This window comes from Sorangium sp. So ce128 (genome assembly GCF_051525245.1).
Classification (GTDB): domain Bacteria; phylum Myxococcota_A; class Polyangia; order Polyangiales; family Polyangiaceae; genus Sorangium; species Sorangium cellulosum_B.
This window is the reverse complement of record NZ_CP150313.1, coordinates 6,826,951-6,848,084: the sequence shown is the minus strand read 5'-3', so window position 1 is coordinate 6,848,084 and position 21,134 is coordinate 6,826,951. Positions and strand designations below refer to the sequence as shown.

Sequence of the window (21,134 nt, the reverse complement as noted above, 5' to 3'; positions counted from 1 at the left end):
CTATCGATCAAGGATCCAAGGGAGCCGGCACGCCGGGTCCTTTGCACGTACCAGAGCTTTCCCTCGACAGTGAGAGCATCGAACGTTGCCCATGGCGGCCGAGCAGCGCCTGCGTCTACAACTCGCCTTTCTGTCTGCCCGTCTGCCCAAGAGATGCGGGGTGCAGCGCCGCGGAGCGGTGTCGGCACCGGCGAATTGTTAGACCGAGAATGCCACTATACGCATCTCGGTGCTCACAGCCGCTCTTTCCACGCGTCCGGATGGCGGTGCAGGTGAAGCACCGCTATCACGAGCACCAAGGGTTCTTCGAGCACGAAGAAGACGCCGTAAGGAAAGATTCGAACCAGTGCGCGACGAATGCCGGGCTCGATCTCAGGAAACTGGAGAGGATTCTCCATGGCACGGCGGATCGTGACATCCACTTCAGACTCGAATCGGAATCCGAGATCGCGCCGCTCCCGCTCGTAGCGAAGCGCAGCGTCGAAGACTTCGACCTCCGCTTCCTGGCGGATTTCAAGCCGTCTCATCGCTGCGCGGCGCGCAGGCGCGAGAGCAGGTCTCGGCGGGCCTCCTCCCACGAGCGGCTCGAACCCTGACCAGCTCGGTGCGCCGCCAGGCGTTCAGCGATGATCTCGCGATGCCACTCCAGGGCGGGAACTGCCTCAGGATGGAGCGCCACGCGGTCCCAGAGGGCCTGTAGGTAATCGAGCTTCTCAGCGGGAGAGAGGTCGTCGAAACCTGGAGGGGGCATCGCGGGGAGGGTCATATCCGAAATTATACCGCAAATTCCACCGGAGATCACGCCCGGCGGGCAGTGCCTCATGCCAGGATGTTCGTGGGCCATTTTCGTCCGATTGTCCAATAATTCCAGCATCTTCTGCGGTACCCGCGCCTGTCCGGGGTCGTGCCGGCCGAGAGGGCTCGGCCCACACGCGCGGGCAGAGCAGAGACAACCCTGCGCTCCGCGCACGGGACGGAGAGAGCGGTCGGGAGTACGACCGACGAGACCTCCCTCTGGCTGAATTCTCCAGTCTCACGCACCGGCGTTCAGCTGCGGGCGCCACAGGAGCATCTGCGACCGGCGGCGACCGTCTGCTGCAACGCTTCGCTATGCAGCTTTCCGCTCATGGTTTCTCTCTTGTGCTCTCGCGCACCGCGTTCAGGTCTCGAAGCGAACTTCGATGCCCTCGGCTGCACACGCGCGCTGCGTCGCGGAACGTCGTCCAACAGCGTCGATACAGGCACCGATGCGCTCCATCCGATGCGGGGGTCGTGGCAACTTCCGCGCCCACCAGGTCAGCATATAGAGATAGGCGTCACACGCCGAATATGCTTCGCCCAGCATGAAGGGCCCGGAGCCCCAGGCGTTCTCGATGACCTCAAAGGCCTGCATGGCTCGCGCCGCCGCCGCGGCTCGCACCTCGTCGACAGCCCCGCTGGTAGGCTGTGCGCCGTCGCTTTGGGTCAAATTTGCCGCGTATTTTTCTGGGTAGCGGTAAGCCACGTACGCGGGCTGCACCGTGTTGCTCAGGAAGAAGAGCCACTTGTAGAGATGCGCTCGTTCGCTTGACCCCAGAGGTGGGATCAGCCGTGCGCTCGGGTATTGATCCGCGATGTACAGGCAGATCGCCGCAGATTCGAAGAGCACGAGCTCGCCACAAACCAGCGTGGGGATCACGCCGTTGGGGTTGAGACGCAAGTAGTTCGCGCTCTTTTGCTCGCGCCGGTCGCGATCGACGAGCACGAGCTCAAAGTCACAGCCCGCTTCTTGCAGCAGGAGGTGTGGCGCGAGGTTCGCGTTGCCGGGATAGTAGTAAAGCTGAATCTTCATTCTGCAGATCCGCCCAGCGACTGAGGGATGATGTGGTCGATCTCCATCGGCGTGCCGATAATACGCGCCGAGATCAGGCAGTGGCCGCAGCGATGGCGCGCCTCACTGGCGACCTGCTCACGCAGCGCCCTCCCGATGTAGCTACGGCTCATGTCCTTGGTGAAGCCCCGAGATGTCATGACCTCGCTGTTTGAGCAGCGCGGCAGATCGGGAACGAACCAGCATGATGCGCGTGTACTCCTTCATGAGCGTCGCGAGCTCCTCGATGTCCGACGCGGAGAGCCCTTCGCTCTGGCGCTTGATGTGCAGATCCTCAAGGTCTGCTGCCTTCTCCGGGGCGAGGCTCTGCCTGGCGGCCCGCCAGAGATCCTCGTCACCTAGCAAGTGCAGCGCGGCGATGGCCTCCGCCATGTCGACCGGCAGCTCGTCGGGTTCGTCAGGGAGGGAGGTCGCCACCCCGTCGACGAGCTCGGACTCGACGGTTCGTTGCGTTTTCTGCGCGCGGCGAGCCAGCCGCTCGTACAGCGGCTCGGGCAAGTTCACGGTAACGGCTTGAACGGCCATATCCTAGTTTACGATGGGCCGTCGAGGCCAGCAAGCTCGGCGGTGCAAGGCGCAGCGCGACGCGCAGCCGGCCGTTCTCCTCTGCGTTGCCATGATCGGTATCATCGTCGGCTCAACGAGTAGTCGACTGGTCAACCGAAGCCAGCGGACCAGGCCGGGAGGGATGGCCTGGTCCGACGGGCCCGCGTGCGGGAGGCTCGCCGCCGCGGCGGTCGTCGCCGAGCGCCGGGTCTGGTAGGGTGCGCGCAGAGGTGCCTGTGCTCAAGCTGCCGAAAGATCTCGTCGCCGATCCGCGCCATGACGCGGTGTCCGAGCTCCTCACCAAGCACGCGGGTCTCTTGTGGGAGAGCGGCCGGAACCAGGTGGCGACGCTCCCGATGACCGACGCGCTGGCCGCGGAGCTCCGCGGCGCGCTCGCGGCCGAGCACGCCTGCCACGGCCTCGAGCTCATCGCCGACAAGCTCGCCAGGGAGCAGAAGGGGCTGGACGCCGCGGCCAGGAGGGCCCCGGAGAGCCCGCAGAACGCCCGCGCGTCCCGCATCCTCTTTCTCGCGAGCGACGGCAGCACCCGCTTCTATCGCGACTGCGACGCGCTCCTCTCCCGCTACCCGCAGCGCCTCCTGGCCTGCCGGCTCGAGATCGCCGGCGAGGCGCTGGGCGAGAAGCTCACCGGGAGCGCGAAGCTGATCCGGAGCGTGCTTGTCCTCGACAAGAGGGTCGCCGCCCGAGCGCTGCTCGCCCTGCTCCCGCCGGGCTGAAGCCCGGCAGCGCCACGGCACGCTCCAGCGCAGCGCGCCCTCCATCTACGCGGCGCTCGCTTGCAGGCAGCACCGCCGGCGTGGCCTCCTGGAGAGGCACGCCTCTGCGCCTGGAGGTCCTGGCCTCCAGGCCACAGCCTCCACATCGGCGCCTGGAGCATTTTAGCAGGACGGTTGGTGTGCTCCCGCTCCGGCGCTCGCTCCACGAGCGCCCCCTCAAGATCACCGCAAATCCACGCCCGCCGAGCGGGCACGCTGCGTGCTCAGCGTGCTCAGCAGGAAGGACAGTCCGTCGATCCATCAAACCCCGACCGGAGAGAACCCGTCATGAAATCTACCGCATTCATCCTCAGCAGCCTCGTTGTCCCCTTCGCCCTCGTCGGTTGCCTCTCGGGCTCCGAACCTCACGACGAGGGGCTCATGGACGTCGAGGAGGCCGCCGCCTTCCCCGAGGCAGCCCGCGCCCCGGCGGAGGTGCAGCCGTTCGAAGGCATCGGCGCGCAGAACACCGCGCCGGCCGCGGACGCCCTCGCCCAGCAGGCGCTGAGCCCCGCCGGGAAGTCTGCCGCAGAGATCGTTGTCGGCTCCGGCGGCGCACAGTCCCTCGTCCTCCTCCAGCTCCCGATCGTCAACCTGCTTTATAACCCCGGCTTCGAGAACGCGCAGGCCGGCATCCCGTCGGGCTTCATCGATCATGGCAGCGCCAACGCGTCCTGGTTCGCCGGCTGGGGCACCGCGGCGGACTCCTGGCCTGCCACGAGCAATGACCTGAACTACGGCGCCATCGCGACATGGCTCAAGACCGACGTCGTGCACACCGCCAACAAGCGCAGCCTCCTCGTGTCCGCGACGACGACCAACGGCGGCATCGCCCAGCAGTACTGGACATCCGCCAGCCCGCCGCCGAACAACGCCTACCTGCGGTTCAGCGTCTGGGTCTATACCGTGACCGGGCAGGTGACGATAGGGCTCGGCAGCGGCGGGACGGGTTACACAACCAGGACCTCGACCCAGACTGGAAAGTGGGAGTACCTCCAGACCTGCGGCACGTCGTTCAACAACGAGGTCTTTATCTACACGATCGGCGGGCCGGCCGTGTACTATGTGGACGACGCCAACGTGTCGGCGACGCCTTCGCCCCTCCTCGACCAGTATTGCTCGCCCGGCGCCGTCGTCTTCTGAACCACGCCGCCGCCGCTCGGCGCGTGATCCCGAGCGAGCCGGCGTCAAGCGGTCGTGGGGATCTTGCTGGAGCTCGCGGGGCTTCGCCGTGACGCGCGCCGCGGCGGCGGGAAGGATCAGGTCGCTCCGTCGTCAGTCACCGTGGATGCGGTTCTGGTTGAGCTTCTCCAGCACTCGGTCGAGGTTGAACGACGCCGGCTTCTGCCGGGGAGGGAACTGCTGGAACGAATCGAGGAGCTTCGCGACGTACGCCTGGCAGGGCACGAGCATGAACACGTGGTCGAGTAACCAGTCCCAGTACGTGTTCGACCCATCGTCGGCCCGCTCGAACGGGTCGCGACGCAGGTTGAAGATCTTCGGAGTCCGCAGGTGGACGAACGGCTCGACCCAGATCTGCAAGCGCGTGGCGCGCTGCTCCATGAAGACGAGCTTCCAGTCGTCATACCGGATCGCCAGGAGATCGCCGTCGTCGCCGACGTAGAAGAACTCCCTCCGCGGGCTCTCCTCCACCTGCCCGGTGAAGTAGGGGAGCATGTCGTAGCCGTCGATGTGCACCTGGAACTTCTTGTTCCCGGCCTGGTGGCCGTGGAGGAGCTTGTCCTTGATATCGGGGACGCCCGCCGCCGAGAGCAGCGTCGGCAGCCAGTCCTGGTGGGAGACGATCCCGTTGAGCACCTTGCCGGCGGGGATCTTCCGGGGCCACCTCACGAACGTGGGCACCCGGAACGCGCCCTCCCAGTTCGTGTTCTTCTCGCTGCGGAAGCAGGTGATCGCGGCGTCCGGCCAGGTGTTGAAGTGAGGCCCGTTGTCGGTCGTGTAGACGACGATGGTGTCGCCGGCGATCCCGAGCTCGTCGAGCTTGGCGAGCACCTTGCCGATGTACTCGTCATGCTCGACCATCACATCGTTGTAGGGGCCCTGGCCGCTCTTCCCCCGGACCTTCTCCTTGGGGTGGGTGCGGAAGTGCATGTGGGTCGTGTTGTACCAGACGAAGAACGGAGTTCCGTCGCGGTGGGCGCGCTCGATGAACTCGAGGCACCGGTCCGTGATCTCGTCGTCGATGGTCTCCATCCGCTCGCGGGTGAGCGGGCCGGTGTCCTCGATGCGCCCGTCGGCGAAGCAGTGGAGCACTCCCCGCGGCCCGAACCGCTTGCGAAACGATGGATCCTTCGGATAGTCGGGGAGCTCCGGCTCCTCTTCGGCGTTCAGGTGGTACAGGTTGCCGAAGAACTCGTCGAAGCCGTGGTTCGTGGGGAGGTGCTCGTCCCGGTCGCCGAGGTGGTTCTTGCCGAACTGCCCGGTCACGTAGCCGAGCGGCCTCAAGAGCTCGGCGATCGTGGGGTCCTCGGGCTGGAGGCCGACCGCGGCGCCGGGCATACCCACCTTGGTGAGCCCGGTGCGGAGCGGGTTCTGGCCGGTGATGAGCGCGGCTCGGCCAGCGGTGCAGCTCTGCTGACCGTAGTAATCCGTGAAGGCGAGGCCCTCCTCCGCGATACGATCGATGTTCGGGGTGCGATACCCCATCATCCCGCGGTTATGGAAGCTGATGTTCCAGATGCCGATGTCGTCTCCATTGAGGATGAGCACGTTGGGCTTGCCATCGGGCTTCTTTGTCGTCTTCGGAGTGGCCGCGGCGGGTGTAGGCATGGTGATGGAATGACACGCGAGCGACACCCGACAAGTCAGGAGAACCCGCAACCAGGCGCGCCGGACATGGCATCTGCTCTCGACGGCCGCGTGATCCCGTGGTGGACGGCGGCCTTCGCGCTGCCCTCGCTTCGCTGTCCTCACTGCAGCTGGGAGCGCGGCGATCTCCACCAGGGAGGGCCGGTCGTCAGAGACCTCTGGCCGTATCGCTCAGTCGGTGCAGCACGGGGCCCCGCCGGGGGCGTCGCAGGTCGCCGGATCGTCGCTGCACGGCAGCCCCCAGGCCACGGTGGCGCCGAGGACGACCTCCACCTGCGCCGTGTGCTTCGTCGAGCCGTCGTCGTTGCGCGCCTCCGCCGCGAGGATCACGTGGGTGCCCTCCTTGAGCACGGCGTCCGGCTCCCACTGCCTTCCGGGGAGAAACGCGATGAGCCCGAACGCGTGCGGGAACTCCCCGGGGAGGAGCTCGACCATCCCCTCCTGCGGCACGCCCGGCGGGAACAGGTCCCCGGTCGCAGGGTCCTTGACGCTGTACCGCACGCGGACCCTCGTGCCGCAATCGCTGCAGCCGACGGCGAACCAGAGGTGATATCCCCCCTGGGGCCCCGCCATCACCGGGAGCGTGGCGCCCTCCTCGATGCTCTCGAAGCAGGTCTCGCCGGTCCCGATCTCGAACACCGCGGGGTCGTCCGGCAGACGGCACCCGCCGCCACCGCCCGCCCCCGTGGAGCTTCCGCCGCCGCCTTCCCCCGTGGAGCTGCCGCCTTCTCCTGCGGAGCTTCCGCCCCCTTCCCCTGTGGAGCCGCCAGCGCCCGATCCATTCGAGCTTCCGCCGCCGCCCTCGCCGGTCGAGGTGCTGTCGACGCTCCCCTCTCCGGTGGAACTACCGCTACCGCCCTCGCCGGTGGAGCCGCCGCCCATCGCGTCCACCTCGACGCTCGAGCTGCAATGGGTACAGAGCAGCGCGAGGGTGAACACGGGAGTCGCTTGCCAGCGGGTCAATGCGCGAAGGAAAGATCTCATGGGAGCACCTGGAATACGCGAGGGCGCTGTGAAGGGGAGAGCCGGAGCGCTCCCTCCTTCAGGCGCGATGTCCCGGAGGGCCGCGGCGGGCTCGACGCGAGCGTCGGCCCTGGCAGACTTGGCAGCAACCGTTCCATCGCGCGCTCCGCGCAATCCGGGCGCTTTCCCGAGCGCGCTCGCTAGCGCGTTGCGCCACGTGTGCCAGGCGCAGACAGCTCTGGCACAGGGACCAGGCGCGCACGGCCCGGCCGGCGCGGCGTGCGCGCTGGAGAGGTGGGGCGACGGCGCGCCCGGCCCCGGCGGGCGTCTTCGAGACCCACGCCGTGCCTTGGCGCGCTATGGTGTCGTCTCCCGGCCGGGGGCCGGGGGTTCCTTGCCGCCCATGCCGACGACCCGCCTGTTGCACAGCGCCGAGATCCCCCAGGCCGACAACCTCGCGAACGTGCGGCGCGTGCTGGAGGCGCTCTCGGGCGGGGTGACCGAGAAGGAGCGGATCTCCGAGCAGACGGGCATCTCCTTGCGGCACGTCGGTTATGCGCTCGCCGCTGCCCGCGTCCTCGGCTGGCTCGGCGACGACGGCGCCTCGATCACGCCTGCGGCACGCGAGCTTCTCGCCTCCTCGTCCGGCTCTGCCGACGAGCGGACGCTCCTGAGGCGCGCGATCTTCGCGTGCGAGGTCGTGAAGGAGGTCGCGCCGGATCTCTTCGAGCCCGCGGCGCCGACGCGGGAGGCGCTCGCGCGGCGCATCTTCCGCTTCACCGCGGGCATCGGGAAGGAGACGGCGCGCCGGCGCGCGCAGACCCTGCTCGCCTGGCGGAGCCAGGTGCTGGAGCGGCAGCTCCCGCTCTTTCCGAAGCGCTCGAGGAAGCGCGGCGCCGCGGCCGCAGCGAGCGCTGGCGAGGAGACAGCGCCGGGCGAGGGGACGGCCTCCGGCGAGGAGACAGCGCCGCGGCGCTGACCTCGCTGCTACCTCGCTGCTACCGGGCTACCGGCGGCTTGCGCGCGGGGCGCGCCGCGCGCAGCTCGTCGGCGCTCACGTTGCCGTCGCGGTTCGCGTCTACCGCCTTCACCCGCTCCCAGCGCTTGTCACCCACCTCGTCCCTGGTGAGGAAGCCGTCGCCGTTCTTGTCCTTCTTGGCGAAGCGCGCCTTCTGCTTCGCTTGCCGGTCCTTCGTGCGCAGCTCGGCGTGCGCCTTGAGCTCCTCGGCCGACAGGGGGCCGTCCTTGTTCGTGTCGGCCTTGCCGAGCCGCTTCTGCGCCTTCTCGGGGAGCTCAGCGACGGTCAGCTTGCCGTCCGCGTTCTTATCGAAGCGCTTGATGAGGCGGGCCGGGTCTTTCGGCCCTACGCGCCCCTCGATCTTTCCAGGAGATGGGCCCGGCGGGCGGATCCCGCTATTCCGGGTCGGGGAAGGTGCATAACCTGGGATCCTCGTCGCGCGGCGCCCAGCGAGACCGCGCCGGGAAGGAAGAACGCATGAACCCTTATGCACCTCCGACCGCATCCATCGAGCCTCACGCCGAGGGCGTCGCGCAGATCAGCCCGGAGCAGCGCCTCGAGATCCAGAAGAAGCTGAGTCGCTACAGCAACTTGAGCCTCCTGTGCGGGGTGCCAGGGTTCCTTCTGCAATCGGTGGGTCGCGCGATGGACAGCGCTACCGTCACGCTCCTCGGCGTCGCCCTGTTCATCACCGCCCTCGTGTATTACGCGAAGATGCGCGGCCGGAGCGGCGCGTGGGGGATCGTCGGGGTGGTCACCTGCATCGGCCTGGCGCTCCTCTACTTCCTGCCGAAGCACTGCCTGAACTGCGAGGCGAAGCACTCGTACCGCTCGAAGGGGTGCGATCGCTGCGGCGCGCCGCTCGGCTCTTGAGAGAGCGCTCTCGGCTGCTCCGCGGCGCCGCGGCAGGCGGACCGCGGGCCTCGATCTCGGGCCCCGTGCGGCGCTGCAAGGGGTAGGATGCCGCCCATGAACCGCGTTTCCAAGAGGATGACGGTCACGGTGATCGCGCTCGCGGCGGCCGCAGCCGGCTACGGGCTCCTGAGCTCGCGCGCTTCCGACCCGAAGACGCTGGTCGGCCGCGTCTGGATCGAGCGGATTCCGAAGGGCGACACGGACCGCGTCGAGCTCGTCGCGCTGCTCGCCGACGAGCCGATCGGCATCTTCCGGCGTGCGTCTCAGTACGAGGGCTCGTTTGCCCTGTTTCGTTACGAGCTCCGCGGCAACGACAAGGTGCAGCTGCTCTTCCCGCAGGACAAATCGAGGCACGAGGTCGCCTTCGATGCGCGGTCGTGCGATGTGAAGGGCTTCGACTACTGCCTCGATCTGAGCGGCGCTCCGCGGGGCGCGGCGAAGTACTACAGCCGGAAGGAATGGGAGATCGAGGGGAGCGACCTGCCGGCGCTGGAGAGCGCGCTGCGAGCGCTCGGCGATGAGCTGCTCCGGTCCGCGCCGGAGCCGTGAACGGAGCAGGCCGATCACGGCTCTCCGCGTCGCGCGCTCTCCGTGGAGCTACCGGGCTACCGGCGGCTTGCGCGCGGGGCGCGCCGCGCGCAGCTCGTCGGCGCTCACCTTGCCGTCGCGGTTCGCGTCCGCCGCCTTCACCCGCTCCCAGCGCTTGTCGCCCACCTCGTCGCTGGTGAGAAAGCCGTCGCCGTTCTTGTCCTTCTTGGCGAAGCGCGCCTTCTGCTTCGCCGCCCGGTCCTTCGTGCGCAGCTCGGCGTGCGCCTTGAGCTCCTCGGCCGACAGGGTGCCGTCCTTGTTCGTGTCGGCCTTGCCGAGCCGCTTCTGCGCCTTCTCGGGGAGCTCAGCGACGGTCAGCTTGCCGTCCGCGTTCTTGTCGAAGCGCTTGATGAGGCGGGCCGGGTCCTTCGGGCCGTGCTGGCGGTGGGCGTCCTTGCCCTGGCCCTGGTGCGGCGCCGGCTTGCTCCCCGTTCCGCCCGCGCCGTTCGCCGCGTAGGCCGCTCCGCCGCCGGCGAGGACGGCCGCGGCAAGGAAGCTGCCGAGGACGAGGCGGCGGATCGCGCTGTGGGGCTTGTGGGAAAAGAGGGCGAGCTTCATCGGGGTCGTGCTCCTTGGTGCAAGGGCCAGCCTGTTCTTGCCGGCTTCTGTTCGTGAGACGTTCCCCGGGCCGCCCTCCCTACGCGCCCCTCGATCTTTTTTCAGCGGGCGCGGCCGTGGCCCACAGCACCTCGCTCGGCCCGGACCCGCCACCACCCGCCCGTGGGCAGGGGCCGCGCGCGGCCCGCTTGTGTGAGCCTCCGCGCATCGCGTCGAGGTCGCCGTGTCGGCTCCGGCAGACGGACGCTGAGATCCACGTCCAGCGGGGGTATAAAGGAAGCAGAGACGACGATGATCTTGTACCGACCCGTGGGCCTCGCCGAGCTCCGGCTCATCGCAGAGGCCGGCTATCGAGCGTTCCCGCCGCGGCTGTCGCATCAGCCGATCTTCTATCCGGTGCTGACCGAGGAGTACGCGCGCAAGATCGCCCGCGACTGGAACACCGCCGATGAGACCTCCGGGTTCGCGGGGTGGGTGACGCGGTTCGAGGTCGAGGACGATTTTGCCCGCAGGTATCCTGTGCAGATCGCGGGCGGACGCTCCCACGAGGAGCTCTGGGTGCCCGCCGAGGAGCTGGACGGGTTCAACCGGCATCTCGTCGGGACCATCGAGGTCACCGAGGTCTATTACGGGCCGAGGTTTCAGGGAGACATCGATCCTGCGACCCGCCTCCCCGTCGGTTGGCTCCGCAACCCGCCCACGAAGGGAAGTTGAGGCCGTGTTAATCTCCAGCCCCGCGGCCAACCCCCCTCCCAGTGCGATGGAGTTGCGCCTGGAGCAGCACCGGCAGGAGCTGACCGGCCACTGTTACCGGATGCTCGGCTCCGCGTTCGACGCGGACGACGCCGTGCAGGAGACGATGGTGCGGGCGTGGCGGAGCTTCGATCAGCTCGAGGGCGGCGCGGCGCTGCGATCGTGGCTCTACCGCATCGCCACCAACGTGTGCCTCGACATGCTGCGGGGCCGGTCGAGGCGGGCTCGACCGATGGATCTCGGCCCGGCGGGCTCGGCCGAGAACCCGGTCCTCGACACGCTGGCGGAGGCGACGTGGGTGCTGCCGATCCCCGACGGCCGGGTGCTGGCGGCGTCCTGCGACCCGGCCGAGCTGGTCTCGTCGCGGCAGACGATCCGGCTCGCGTTCGTGGCCGCGCTCCAGCGGCTCCCGCCCCGGCAGCGCGCCGCGCTGCTGCTGAAGGAGGTCCTGTCCTGGGAGGCCGCGGAGATCGCGGAGCTGCTCGGGATGACCGTCGCCTCGGTCAACAGCGCGCTGCAGCGCGCCCGGGCGACGATGGGCCACGAGGACAGGGCCGATCTCCATGAGCCGATGGACGAAGCGCAGCGGTCCCTGCTCGGCCGCTACGTGGCGGCCTTCGAGCGGCAGGACGTCGACGCGCTGGTCTCGCTGCTCCGCGAGGACGCGACCTGGTCGATGCCGCCCTACCGCCTGTGGCTGCGCGGGCGTCCCTCGGTGCACGCCTGGCTCCTCAAGGTGGGCGAGGGGTGCAGAGGCTCGAGGCTCCTGCCGGTGGCGGCGAACGGATCGTTCGCGCTGGGGCAGTACCGGCCGAGCGGCCCTGGCGGCGCCTTCGTCCCGTGGGCGATCCAGGTCATCGACGTGTCCGCCGGGGAGATCGTCGGGGTGTGCTCGTTCCTCGACGCCGAGCGGCTCTTCCCGCTCTTTGGCCTGCCCTTGCGGCCCGAGACGTAGCTCCGAAAAAATCTTCCGGACGACCGATGAATCGGGCGCCGCCGCGGCGTCCTAAGGATCGAATCGGCCGCGCCGCGCCGCCATGACGCCGGGGCGGGAGGACCGATCTGTCCAGAGCGAGCCAGGAGGAGACGATGGAGACGAGCGCCTTGATGTCGGAGCAGCACGTGGAGCCGGTGGTGGTGTCGAACAAGAAGGTCTGGGCCGGGCGGATCCTCAGCGGCCTCTCGGTGGCGTTCCTGCTCTTCGACAGCATCGGGAAGCTGATGATGGTGCCCCAGGTGCTGGAGGGGTCCGAGCAGCTCGGCTATCCCGTGAGCTCGGTCCGCGGCATCGGGCTCGTCCTGCTGGCGAGCGTCGTCACCTACATGATCCCGCGCACCTCCGTGCTCGGCGCGATCCTGCTGACGGGCTTCCTGGGCGGCGCCGTCGCCACGCACGTGCGCGTCGACAACCCGCTGTTCAGCCACGTCCTGTTCCCTGTGTACGTCGCCGCGATGATCTGGGGCGGGCTGCTCCTGCGCGACGAGCGGCTGCGCGCGCTGCTCCCGCTCCGGAAGTAGCGGGGATCGAGAAATCGTCGCGCGACCGATGAATCCGCGCGGGTCGCGCGGTCTTTGATCGAGGAACGCCCGCCGTGCCGGGCGAGCACCCAAGGAGAGACGACGATGCGATTCTTGATGCTATATCGGCCTGACAGAAGCCAGGAGCTCTGCGCACCCGATCCGGAGCACATGGCGCAGATGGGGAAGCTCATCGACGAGATGACGCGGGAGGGCGTGCTCCTCGGCACCGACGCGCTCCTCCCCACCGCGATGGGCGCGCGCGTCCGGAGAGCAGGCGCCGAGCTCACCGTGAGCGATGGGGCGCTCCCGGACATGAAGGAGCCGATGGTCGGCTACGCGCTGATCCGGGCGGCCTCGAAGGAGGAGGCGATCGCGGGGGCGAAGCGCTTCCTCCAGGTCGCCGGGGATGGTCACTGCGAGGTGCTACCGCTGATGGATGGGCCTCCGCCCTCCTGAGCGCGCAAGCTGCGACGATTACATCATCATATGAATTGTACAGCGTGACGGCTGTCTGAAGCCTCCGGCCAGAGGTTCATCTCTCCCGGCAGGGTCTCGGCACCCTCCTCCCGGTGGTCCGAGCGTGGTCTGTCGCCGCGAGCGCGGCGGAGCAGGTGCCGGGGCAGGTTCCGCGATCGGGGCTTGACGTTCCCGAAATGCTTGGACTCCGTTCCACGGAACGGCCGTGATTCCTGGCGCGGTGATTCCGGGCGTAGCCGTCACCCCCCCGCACGCCTGACCGCGGCCCGCCCGTTGCTCCCGGGGGAAGCGGAAGGGCAGGAGGCTCATGGCTATCGACGCGTATACCGCGCGCAAATCGGTCATGCAGGGAGCGGCGATCGGGTTTCACGTGAGCAACACCGCGGTAGATCCCGCGGTGCAGATGGCCATCGAGCGGATCGGGGCGCGCGCGTCGCTCGGCGCTTCTGTCAGGTTTTCCGCAGGCGCCCACGCGACGCCGCCGGACGCCTACGCGGTGGGCTGCGGCTGGCCCTGCGCCCATGAATGGCTCGTCCCCCCCGATTGGCCGAGCGGCGTCTATCTGGCCACCCTGAAGAACACGGATGGCGAGGAGGCGTCGCTGCGCTTCGTGGTGAGAGCCCGCGCCCCTGGCGCGAGCATCCTCGTTTGCATCCCGTTCTTCACGGACGAGGCTTACAATGGGTGGGGTGGCAAAAGGCTCTATCCATGGGCCTCGCCGGACCGCTCCAGAAGGGTGTCCTTCGAGCGCCCCGGCGGCACGGAAGCGAAGAGCGCGCTTCCGCTCGTGCGCTGGCTGGAGAGGGAGCAGATCGCGGTCGATTATTGCTCCAGCATGGACCTGCACGCGGAGCCCGACCTGTTGCGAGGTGTTCAGCTCCTCGTCAGCACGGGCCACGACGAGTACTGGTCCAGAGAGATGCGCGATACGGTCGAGGCATTCGTGCGCGCAGGCGGGAATGTGGCGTTCCTGAGCGGCAATACGTGCTACTGGCAGGTCCGCATCGAGGACCACGGCCGCACGATGGTCTGCTACCGCGACGCCGTCGAGGATCCGCTGGCGGGGATCGACAACGATCGTGTGACCGTGCAATGGGCCAACGCCCCCGTGGATCGCCCGGAGAATCACATGACGGGCGTGGGCTACCGGGTTGGCGCCGGCAACTGGCTCGACCCGGAGGCGCAGAAGGAAGCGGTCTACCGGGTGAATTTCCCCGAGCACTGGGTCTTCGACGGCACGGGGCTCGCGCTCGGAGATGCCTTCGGGAGAGGCTCGGTGGGCTACGAGACCGACGCGGCCGATATCGTCGATGTCGACGGGATCGCGCGCGCGACCGGGCTGGGCGGCACGCCGCCGACGTTCGTGGTGCTGGCCGTCGCCGATCTCCGGCAATGGCGGGCGCAGGGGCAAGGCGGGCTCTCGACCATGGGCATCTACCGCCGCGGAGGCACGGTGTTCACGGCCGCGAGCGTCGACTGGGCGGCCCCGTTCGACAGGGGGACCGCTCCGGAGATCGAGCGCATCACGCGCAATGTGCTCGAGAGGCTCTCGCGCCGGTACCCCGAGCACGGCTGGCAGCGGGTGGGCAGCGCGCCGCGCATCGTGGCGATGACGGGCGCCGAGGGCCTCCTCTTCGCGGCCACCGAGGACGGCGCGCTGCTGTGGCGGGAGCCGTCGAGCCAGAACCTCCCCTGGAGGTCCGCGGGGGTGGCCCGCGGCGTCGTCGCCATGGCGTGCCCGGTCGAGGCCGAGGCGGAGCAGCCGATCGGGATCTTCCTTGTGACCGCCGAGGGGCGCCTCTTCTTCCGCGACCCCCTGCGCGAGGAGGTCGTCTGGCGGCCGGTCGGCGTTGGGCCCGGTATCGTGGCGATGGCCACGACCCATTTCGATCTGTTCGCCGCGACGAGCGGCGGCCTCTTGCTCACGCGCCCCACGCGGGGCGGCGACGTCTCCTGGAAGCCCGTCGGGCGCGCGGAGGGCGTGGTCGCCATGGCGGCGATCAACGGGAAGTTGGTTTCGGTCACGGGGGAGGGGCGCCTCTCATGGCGTGCGCCGGTGCGCCACGAGAGCCCATGGGTCTCGATCGGAGAGGCGAAGGACGTGCGCGCGCTCGCGGGCGCGCAGGGGAGGCTCTTCGCTGCGACGGGCACGGGCGCGCTGCTGGCAAGGGACGGCTTCTAGCGCTGCTGCAGGAGGCCGCCTCTTGACGCCGGCCGCCCGCTATCTCTTACGGTGGCGTCCGCCGCCGCTCTCCGCGGCGCCAAGGAGCCCAACCATGCACACACGCAAGCTCGGAACTCTCCAGGTCTCCGCCCTCGGCCTCGGCTGCATGGGCATGAGCGATTTCTACGGCGAGCGCGATGAGGCCGAGTCGATCGCGACGATCCACCGCGCCGTCGAGCTCGGCGTCACGCTGCTCGACACCGCGGACATGTATGGTCCCTTCACGAACGAGGAGCTCGTCGGCCGGGCCATCGCGGGCCGGCGCGATCGCGTCGTCCTCGCGACCAAGTGCGGCGTCGTCCGCGACCCGAACGACGTCACGGTCCGCGGCATCAACGGCGCGCCGGAGTACATCCGCTCGGCGTGCGACGCGAGCCTGCGGCGCCTGCGCGTCGACGTGATCGATCTCTACCAGCTGCACCGCGTGGATCCGAAGACGCCCATCGAGGACAGCGTCGGCGCGATGGCGGACCTCGTGAAGGCCGGCAAGGTGCGCGCGATCGGCCTCTCGGAGGCGAGCTCGTCGACGCTCCGGCGCGCCCACGCCGTGCACCCGCTCGCGTCGGTGCAGACGGAGTACTCGCTCTGGACGCGCGATCCCGAGGACGACGTGCTCGCCACGTGCCGCGAGCTCGGCGTCGGCTTCCTCGCGTACAGCCCCCTCGGCCGCGGCTTCCTCACGGGGCAGATCCGGCGCTTCGAGGATCTCGCGCCGGACGACTACCGCCGCATCTCGCCGCGATTCCAGGGCGAGAACTTCCAGCGGAACCTCGACCTCGTCGCGAAGGTCGAGGGCGTCGCGCGGGAGAAGGGCGTGAAGGCGTCGCAGCTCGCGCTCGCGTGGGTGCTCGCGCAGGGGGATTTCATCGTCCCGATCCCCGGCACGAAGCGCCGCACCTACCTCGAGGAGAACGTCGCCGCGGAGGCGATCACGCTCGGCGAGGCCGATCTGCGGCGCCTCGACGCGGTGGCGCCGAAGGGAGCGGCCGCCGGCCTCCGCTATCCGGCGCCCGGCATGCAGCTCGTGAACCAGTGAGCGAGGCGGCCTGAAGAGCGCGCCTCGGCCCGCGGCCGCGAGCGCCGAGGGAGGGCTACTGGCACGCGGTGGGCACGCTGCCCCAGTGGCTCTTGGCGACGACGAACCCCTCCGGGCCGGACGTCGAGTGTGAGCCGCACAGCCCATCGGCGTCGGAGATCACGGAGTCGATGCCGATGCCGTACTCCCAGTATTTGACCTCGAGGCTCGAGTCGTTGGTCGTGCCGCTTCGCGCCGGGATGGAGGGGACGAGGATGCCGCTCGACTCGAAGAACTCGAAGCCCTCGATCGAGATCGAGAGCGTCACGTTGCGCACCTGGCCGACGCAGGTCGTCCTGCACGTGGGGTAGCCGGCGGTGCTCTCCACCGTGAAGCCGGAAGGGCAGCTGGACGGATACGTGCAGTAGCCGGTGCATTTGACGGGCAGGGGCCCCGGCAGGTCCACGCACTCGTACTCTCCGCGGCCCTGGATCGTCTGGCGCCGGGTCTCGAACCCCCCTGACGTCACCGAGGTTCGGCTGCCGAGCTCTCGATACAACACGTAGTCGTTCTTGAACGACTCGTCATTCGTGCAGAGGCCGCCGTTGCAGTGGGCGACCGCGGCGAACAGCCCGGACTCCTGGCCTTCCAGGAGATAGCGCTCCCCCGCGATCTCGACCGCATGGTCTTCACCACCCAGCTCGCCGATCAAGCCCGCCTTCGCCGCGGCGATCTCGTCGGGCGAGCCGATCGACACGCCGGCCACCTTGATGGGCCGGCCGCCCTCGTCTCGTTCGACCATCACCGGGCCCATCTCGAGCTCTTCGGCCCGCCTGGCGACCCACCCGAGCGCGTCGTGCTCGCTCGCGAAGCGCAGCCCGCCGTCAGCCGAGGGCTGGGCGAGAGGGGCGGCGTCGTCCGCCTCGGTCGACGCGGCGGTGCAGCCCATCATGAGCGCCGCGGCGAGCAGGGGCGCGGCTCGGTACGTTCGGCGAGGATTGTTGGCGAGAAGCCCGTGAGTTCTTTCGGTCATGGAGCGATCCTTTGTGGCCTTGGGTGTCTGAGGAAATTTCAGCTCGACGCTGAGCCCGGGCGTGTCCCGGCGCGGGGCGATGTGGGTTGAAGCGATGTCGGGCACCTGGAGGTCGTCGAGAGCCGTCTCCCGCGGGTGTCCTCGTTCCCCACGGCCGGCGTCCAATCACGCTCCGTGCCACGCCCGCGTCGAGGGCCCACGACCTGGCCAGGCGCTCCGGGGACACGACGCCGCGCGGCGTGAGCGCGGGGTGGCCTGCGCTGGTTTGCTCAAGTTGAGCAGGGACTCGCGCAATCGGGGCGGCGTTGCGCAGGAATGGCCAGGCGCGCGGGGCACAGCGGCGGAGACATCCGCGCGGCACGAAGGCGCGTTACACAGGGCGCCAGCCCGCGACTGATGATCGGGATGTGAGGCGGAGGCCCCAAGGGGCGCGCGCCGATCACACCTCTTCGGGCGCGCGGCCGGCGCGCTCCTTCGGGCGCGCGGCGAGCCGCGCCTCTTCCAGCACCCCGGGCAGCCGGAGGACGCGCAGGGGACCCTCGGACGAGACCAGACCGGCGAGCGCCGGGTCGGTCATCACCTCGAGGAGGTCGCGCTCCGCTTCGTCGACCGTGCACCATCGCCGCACGAGGCGGACGACCTGCGAGTAGTCCACATGATCCGGATCGTGCGCGAGCCCGAGAGGTTGCCACAGCGTGTGCGGGCCATACCTGTGGGCCGCTCCCGGGTCGAACCAGCCGTAGTTGGCGGCCCGGTCGGGGCGGTCCGCGAGGCGGTTGGTCAGTACCCAGTGCTTGCCCACGTTCTCGATGAGCCCGGTCCTCCCCGCGACCTGCTCCTCGAGGCGGCGGTGGTGCTCCAGCATGCGGGAGGTGTTCGCCATCGAGGCATCCGGGGCGCCGATGCACGGCGGGATCCGCACGGTGGCCTGCTCCCACACGAGGTCGCAGAGGCGCGTCGTCAGCATCGTGCACTCGAGCAGATCCGCGATTCGCTGGGTCGTCCGGGCCGAGACGTTGACGCGGACGGAGTCCTCCGCGTCGCCGATACGGAGCGCGTCGGCGCTCACGAGGAACGTCGCGCGGCGCTCGTCGAGCTGGCTGTACACCGGGATCCACGAGATCGGCGCCAGGTGGCCGGCCTGCACCGCTTCGAGGATGGCCTCCTCGCGCGCGGCGCACGCGCGCTCTGGAAGGCCTGCGACGAAATCGGTGCCTCTCAGGACGTCTGTCATGCTCCCCCTCCCGCGAGCGCGACCGCGGCGCTCCAGGGGGAAGCGTGAGCCGAAGCGGACGCGGCAGGAAGAGGGTTCGCGCTCTCGCCTGCGGCGTGTCCACGGCCGCGCGCTCCTGCGCCGCTTTGCGCTGTCCGTCCGCTCGCCCTAAGCTCCGCCCCATGTCGCCCTCGGCGAGTCGCCTCTCCCCGCGTCCATCCCGCGCTTCGCGCTTCCTCGTCGCCGCCTGCACCGCCGTCCTTACCGCACAGGCCGCCGGCTGCGGATCGAGCGCCGCCCGGGGGCCCGACGCGGGCGCCGAAATCGCGTCGATCGACGCGCGCCTGCGCGGCAGCTTCCGGCTCGTCCGGTTCGAGCCCGAGGTCCCGCTCGAGCCGATGCTCGCGTCGATGCTCGAGTTCCAGTACGCGCACCTGGTCGTCCGCTTCGACGGAAAGCGCATCCTCGCCGACTCGCCCGGCCTCCACGTGGACCGCGCCTACGAGATCCGCGATCCCGCGTGGGATCGGTTCAAGCTGGTCTCCTACGACGAGGCGGGGGTCGCCTACGAGGCGCTGTGCGAGTTCTCGGACCAGGGAGAGCTCGTCGTGCACGCGCAGACGCCGCCGTGGAAGGGCGTCGCCACGCTCCGGCGGGCGCAGTAAGTCTCTTCAGTTGAGAAAATCGAACCGGGTCCGGCAATGCGCTGAATCCACTCGCCGGATGAGAATTTGTGACCCGTTGGCGTAATGCTCCGGCGGCCGTTCTGCGCGCGCAGCTCGGCGTTCTTGACCTTGCGTCACCGCCCCGGCGGCTCTAATCCGTCGCGCACGGCCTGACTGTCGGCTCATGGCGAGTCGACTCCACAGGGGAGACCTCGTGTCGCAACGCGGTGAAGGCGCGTCGGGTGATCCGCTCATCCGGCGCGCCCCAGGTGACGCCCAGGCGCTTCCGGTCCCGTCGCGCGGCCGGGCAGCGGTGGACGGAGCGGCGCGAGCGCTCCCGGCAGCGAGCTCCTCGCTCGCCGAGCTCGCCCAGCTCGCGTTGCCCCAGCCTGCCTGGAAGGGCCGGCGGTCGGCTCGTCCCTGGCTCGCCGACCCGTACCTCGGTGAGCCGTTCGGCGCGCCGCTTCCTGCCGTACCCGTCAACCAGGCCGACGAGCGCCCCGCGCCGGCTCGCGGGCGAGCCCGTCGACGTCGCGCCGCAGGTGCTTGATCTGCCGCGCGAGGCGGCCGACGCCCTCCTCCACCTGGATCCCGAGCTGCGCGACCTGCTGCTCCAGGCTGCGGAGGCGGTCCTCGTGCGCGGCGAGCGTCGGCGGCGTCTCCGGGCCTCCGAGCTCGTAGACCGTGGTGCGCGACACCCGCATCGTCTCCGGCTCCTTCGCGGTGGAGGGCGGCTGCGTCACCTCGCCCCCCGACCAGAGCCTCGCGGACGCGCGCGGCGAGCGCCGGCGCCCGGGCGCGGTCACGTCGCCTTGAGGAACCTGCGGGCGCCTTCCCATACCGCACCTTCCAGCTCTGATGCCATGTCCGGGCCCAGCGTCAGCGCGTGTCGCCCCGAGGCCACGAGGACGAGCTCCGTCGCGCGGAGGAGCGCGACGGACAGCCGCGCCACCGGTCCGCTCGGCGGATCGACGGACCACGCGACGGCCGTCTGGGTCAGCCGGTGCGAGCCCGCGATCGACGGCCTCGACTTGAGCCTGAGCGCCGCGAGCGGCCTGTAGGCCCCTTCATCGACCACGAAGGTCGCCGTCACATCGACGCTCGCCGCCTCGCCCCCTGGCCAGCATGTCGCGATGCGGTGAAGCACCTTCGGCCACCCTCCGACGGCGCGGCTGGAGCCCTTGATCCGCTGCGGGATGGACCCTTCCGGCATCATCTCCCAGCGCAGCTTGAGCTGGGCGCTCGTCTCCTCCCCGGGGACCGGACGGAGATCTCCGTAGAGGTACAGGGGATCCACCTCCGCGGTTGTCCCCGTCGGGAGCGCGTAGAAATAGGCGGAGTAGTCGACCTTCGTCCCGCTCTTCCCCGCACCCGGGATCGCCGACATGCCCGTCGCCTTGACGAACCTGCCCCACTCCCGCGGCGAGGCGCTGGCGCGGAGCACGGCCTCCAGCGAGTCGAGCGTGACACCGCGCCCGCGCTTCCCCGACCCCGGCTCCGACCCACCTCCGGCACTGCCCTTCGCTCGCGCAGCACGTGCTGACACAGGCATGTGATACACGTGACCATTGTGTCGTAGGAGAAAAAATTATCATTCGACGAAGACGTTTTGTGATTTTTGTGGTTTCGTGTATGTTGTTGTAGTTTATTGAGGGTGGGTACTTGCCCTCAGGGAGCGACTCGCGCGCCATCTACTTTCGCTCACGCGGCGGGGGCCGGGGCCCGTGGGGGGCGATGTGGCCTTCCGGTGGGGTTCTCGTCGCGTCGCCGTGGAGTCGCCACGTCCGCCGAGGCGCGCTGTGCGCCTATCAGATCGGGTGTTCGGTTCGCCGAGGCGCGTTGCGCATCGAGTCATGACGCGCACGGATCTACCCGCGCGGCCCTGGGCGCCTGTCCTGCGACGAGGCGGCGGCTCGTCCGATCCCATGGAGTGGCCGCGCCCTGAAGCGTACGCTCGCACACGAGACGAACCGCGGGATGCCCGCAGACAGCGGATCTGGTGCGTCAGGGTGCGTCGACGGGACAGGAGGACGTGCGCTGTCGGAGGCGCTGCGCGTGCCTTCCTCGTGCTCGAAGTTCACCCGGCGGGGTCGTCCTTTGATAAGATAGCTAGGACGGACGTAACTGTCCACACGGCGCGCCAAGGGAATCACCGGATCATGAACGACGG

The 21,134-nt window shown here is 69.3% G+C and carries 25 protein-coding genes; 12 read left to right on the top strand and 13 right to left on the bottom strand.

Annotated elements, in window-relative coordinates; all coding sequences use genetic code 11:
• Positions 1-233: 233 nt before the first annotated feature.
• The 5 genes from WME82_RS25920 to WME82_RS25900 all read right to left on the bottom strand — a co-directional run bounded on the left by WME82_RS25920 (position 234) and on the right by WME82_RS25900 (position 2,374).
• The gene (locus WME82_RS25920) at positions 234-527 is read right to left on the bottom strand and encodes a type II toxin-antitoxin system RelE/ParE family toxin (RefSeq protein ID WP_437739143.1); all 294 of its coding nucleotides are present in this window, start codon (positions 525-527) and stop codon (positions 234-236) included.
• A complete protein-coding gene (locus WME82_RS25915; RefSeq protein ID WP_437849561.1) occupies positions 524-766 on the bottom strand; it encodes an addiction module protein in 243 nt (80 codons plus the stop codon). Before WME82_RS25915 ends, WME82_RS25920 begins: the two co-directional genes overlap by 4 nt.
• 393 nt (positions 767-1,159) lie before the next feature.
• Complete coding sequence (locus WME82_RS25910; protein WP_437849559.1) at positions 1,160-1,831, bottom strand: glutathione S-transferase family protein; 672 nt, start codon at positions 1,829-1,831, stop codon at positions 1,160-1,162.
• Positions 1,828-1,983: an HNH endonuclease gene (locus WME82_RS25905; protein ID WP_438037487.1), complete on the bottom strand. Its 156-nt coding sequence runs from the start codon at positions 1,981-1,983 to the stop codon at positions 1,828-1,830. The genes WME82_RS25910 and WME82_RS25905 overlap by 4 nt, the downstream gene beginning before the upstream one ends.
• Positions 1,973-2,374 (bottom strand): hypothetical protein, encoded by a 402-nt coding sequence (locus tag WME82_RS25900; RefSeq protein ID WP_438037486.1) that lies wholly within the window; start codon positions 2,372-2,374, stop codon positions 1,973-1,975. Before WME82_RS25900 ends, WME82_RS25905 begins: the two co-directional genes overlap by 11 nt.
• A 272-nt stretch (positions 2,375-2,646) precedes the next feature.
• On the opposite strand from WME82_RS25900, the gene WME82_RS25895 reads away from it, so the two are divergent.
• Positions 2,647-3,153 carry a hypothetical protein gene (locus WME82_RS25895; RefSeq protein ID WP_437849553.1) on the top strand — a complete coding sequence of 169 codons (507 nt, stop codon included), beginning with the start codon at positions 2,647-2,649 and terminating at the stop codon, positions 3,151-3,153.
• 327 nt (positions 3,154-3,480) lie between these two features.
• The gene (locus tag WME82_RS25890) at positions 3,481-4,335 is read left to right on the top strand and encodes a hypothetical protein (protein WP_438037485.1); all 855 of its coding nucleotides are present in this window, start codon (positions 3,481-3,483) and stop codon (positions 4,333-4,335) included.
• Between the two features lie 132 nt (positions 4,336-4,467).
• Here WME82_RS25890 and WME82_RS25885 read toward each other — a convergent pair whose 3' ends face one another.
• Positions 4,468-5,982 carry an arylsulfatase gene (locus tag WME82_RS25885; protein ID WP_438037484.1) on the bottom strand — a complete coding sequence of 505 codons (1,515 nt, stop codon included), beginning with the start codon at positions 5,980-5,982 and terminating at the stop codon, positions 4,468-4,470.
• A 210-nt stretch (positions 5,983-6,192) separates the two neighbouring features.
• Positions 6,193-7,005 (bottom strand): hypothetical protein, encoded by an 813-nt coding sequence (locus WME82_RS25880; protein WP_438037483.1) that lies wholly within the window; start codon positions 7,003-7,005, stop codon positions 6,193-6,195.
• 382 nt (positions 7,006-7,387) lie between these two features.
• Between WME82_RS25880 and WME82_RS25875 the strand changes: the two genes are divergently transcribed.
• Positions 7,388-7,963, top strand: a complete 576-nt coding sequence (locus WME82_RS25875) for a hypothetical protein (RefSeq protein WP_438037482.1) — start codon at positions 7,388-7,390, stop codon at positions 7,961-7,963.
• Between the two features lie 19 nt (positions 7,964-7,982).
• Here WME82_RS25875 and WME82_RS25870 read toward each other — a convergent pair whose 3' ends face one another.
• Positions 7,983-8,495 (bottom strand): EF-hand domain-containing protein, encoded by a 513-nt coding sequence (locus WME82_RS25870; RefSeq protein WP_438037481.1) that lies wholly within the window; start codon positions 8,493-8,495, stop codon positions 7,983-7,985.
• Between WME82_RS25870 and WME82_RS25865 the strand changes: the two genes are divergently transcribed.
• Together WME82_RS25865 and WME82_RS25860 are read left to right on the top strand one after the other, a co-directional pair.
• Positions 8,480-8,875: a hypothetical protein gene (locus WME82_RS25865; protein ID WP_437739133.1), complete on the top strand. Its 396-nt coding sequence runs from the start codon at positions 8,480-8,482 to the stop codon at positions 8,873-8,875. The genes WME82_RS25870 and WME82_RS25865 overlap by 16 nt on opposite strands.
• 96 nt (positions 8,876-8,971) lie before the next feature.
• Positions 8,972-9,466, top strand: coding sequence for a hypothetical protein (locus tag WME82_RS25860; protein WP_438037480.1), 495 nt, complete (start codon positions 8,972-8,974; stop codon positions 9,464-9,466).
• Positions 9,467-9,514: 48 nt separating this feature from the next.
• On the opposite strand, the gene WME82_RS25855 is transcribed toward WME82_RS25860, so the two are convergent.
• Positions 9,515-10,063, bottom strand: a complete 549-nt coding sequence (locus tag WME82_RS25855) for an EF-hand domain-containing protein (protein WP_438037479.1) — start codon at positions 10,061-10,063, stop codon at positions 9,515-9,517.
• Between the two features lie 291 nt (positions 10,064-10,354).
• On the opposite strand from WME82_RS25855, the gene WME82_RS25850 reads away from it, so the two are divergent.
• The 6 genes from WME82_RS25850 to WME82_RS25825 all read left to right on the top strand — a co-directional run bounded on the left by WME82_RS25850 (position 10,355) and on the right by WME82_RS25825 (position 16,074).
• Entirely contained in the window at positions 10,355-10,777 is a 423-nt protein-coding gene (locus WME82_RS25850) for an ADP-ribosylation/crystallin J1 (RefSeq protein WP_438037478.1), read from the top strand.
• Between the two features lie 46 nt (positions 10,778-10,823).
• On the top strand, positions 10,824-11,771 hold the full coding sequence (locus WME82_RS25845; protein ID WP_438037477.1) for a sigma-70 family RNA polymerase sigma factor: 948 nt from the start codon (positions 10,824-10,826) through the stop codon (positions 11,769-11,771).
• 134 nt (positions 11,772-11,905) lie between these two features.
• Complete coding sequence (locus WME82_RS25840; protein WP_438037476.1) at positions 11,906-12,334, top strand: DoxX family protein; 429 nt, start codon at positions 11,906-11,908, stop codon at positions 12,332-12,334.
• 117 nt (positions 12,335-12,451) lie between these two features.
• Entirely contained in the window at positions 12,452-12,793 is a 342-nt protein-coding gene (locus WME82_RS25835) for a YciI family protein (protein WP_438037475.1), read from the top strand.
• A 328-nt stretch (positions 12,794-13,121) separates the two neighbouring features.
• Positions 13,122-14,996 carry a N,N-dimethylformamidase beta subunit family domain-containing protein gene (locus WME82_RS25830; protein WP_438037474.1) on the top strand — a complete coding sequence of 625 codons (1,875 nt, stop codon included), beginning with the start codon at positions 13,122-13,124 and terminating at the stop codon, positions 14,994-14,996.
• 94 nt (positions 14,997-15,090) lie between these two features.
• Entirely contained in the window at positions 15,091-16,074 is a 984-nt protein-coding gene (locus WME82_RS25825; RefSeq protein ID WP_438037473.1) for an aldo/keto reductase, read from the top strand.
• A 55-nt stretch (positions 16,075-16,129) separates the two neighbouring features.
• Here WME82_RS25825 and WME82_RS25820 read toward each other — a convergent pair whose 3' ends face one another.
• Both WME82_RS25820 and WME82_RS25815 read right to left on the bottom strand, forming a co-directional pair.
• Positions 16,130-17,086: a hypothetical protein gene (locus WME82_RS25820; protein ID WP_438037472.1), complete on the bottom strand. Its 957-nt coding sequence runs from the start codon at positions 17,084-17,086 to the stop codon at positions 16,130-16,132.
• Positions 17,087-17,525: 439 nt separating this feature from the next.
• Entirely contained in the window at positions 17,526-18,320 is a 795-nt protein-coding gene (locus WME82_RS25815; protein ID WP_438037471.1) for a hypothetical protein, read from the bottom strand.
• A gap of 161 nt (positions 18,321-18,481) precedes the next feature.
• Here WME82_RS25815 and WME82_RS25810 point away from each other — a divergent pair, with 161 nt between their 5' ends.
• Positions 18,482-18,964 (top strand): hypothetical protein, encoded by a 483-nt coding sequence (locus tag WME82_RS25810; RefSeq protein ID WP_437739124.1) that lies wholly within the window; start codon positions 18,482-18,484, stop codon positions 18,962-18,964.
• A gap of 479 nt (positions 18,965-19,443) precedes the next feature.
• On the opposite strand, the gene WME82_RS25805 is transcribed toward WME82_RS25810, so the two are convergent.
• Both WME82_RS25805 and WME82_RS25800 read right to left on the bottom strand, forming a co-directional pair.
• Complete coding sequence (locus tag WME82_RS25805) at positions 19,444-19,770, bottom strand: hypothetical protein (protein ID WP_437707273.1); 327 nt, start codon at positions 19,768-19,770, stop codon at positions 19,444-19,446.
• Positions 19,767-20,516 (bottom strand): hypothetical protein, encoded by a 750-nt coding sequence (locus WME82_RS25800; RefSeq protein ID WP_438037470.1) that lies wholly within the window; start codon positions 20,514-20,516, stop codon positions 19,767-19,769. Before WME82_RS25800 ends, WME82_RS25805 begins: the two co-directional genes overlap by 4 nt.
• Positions 20,517-21,134: the final 618 nt, after the last annotated feature.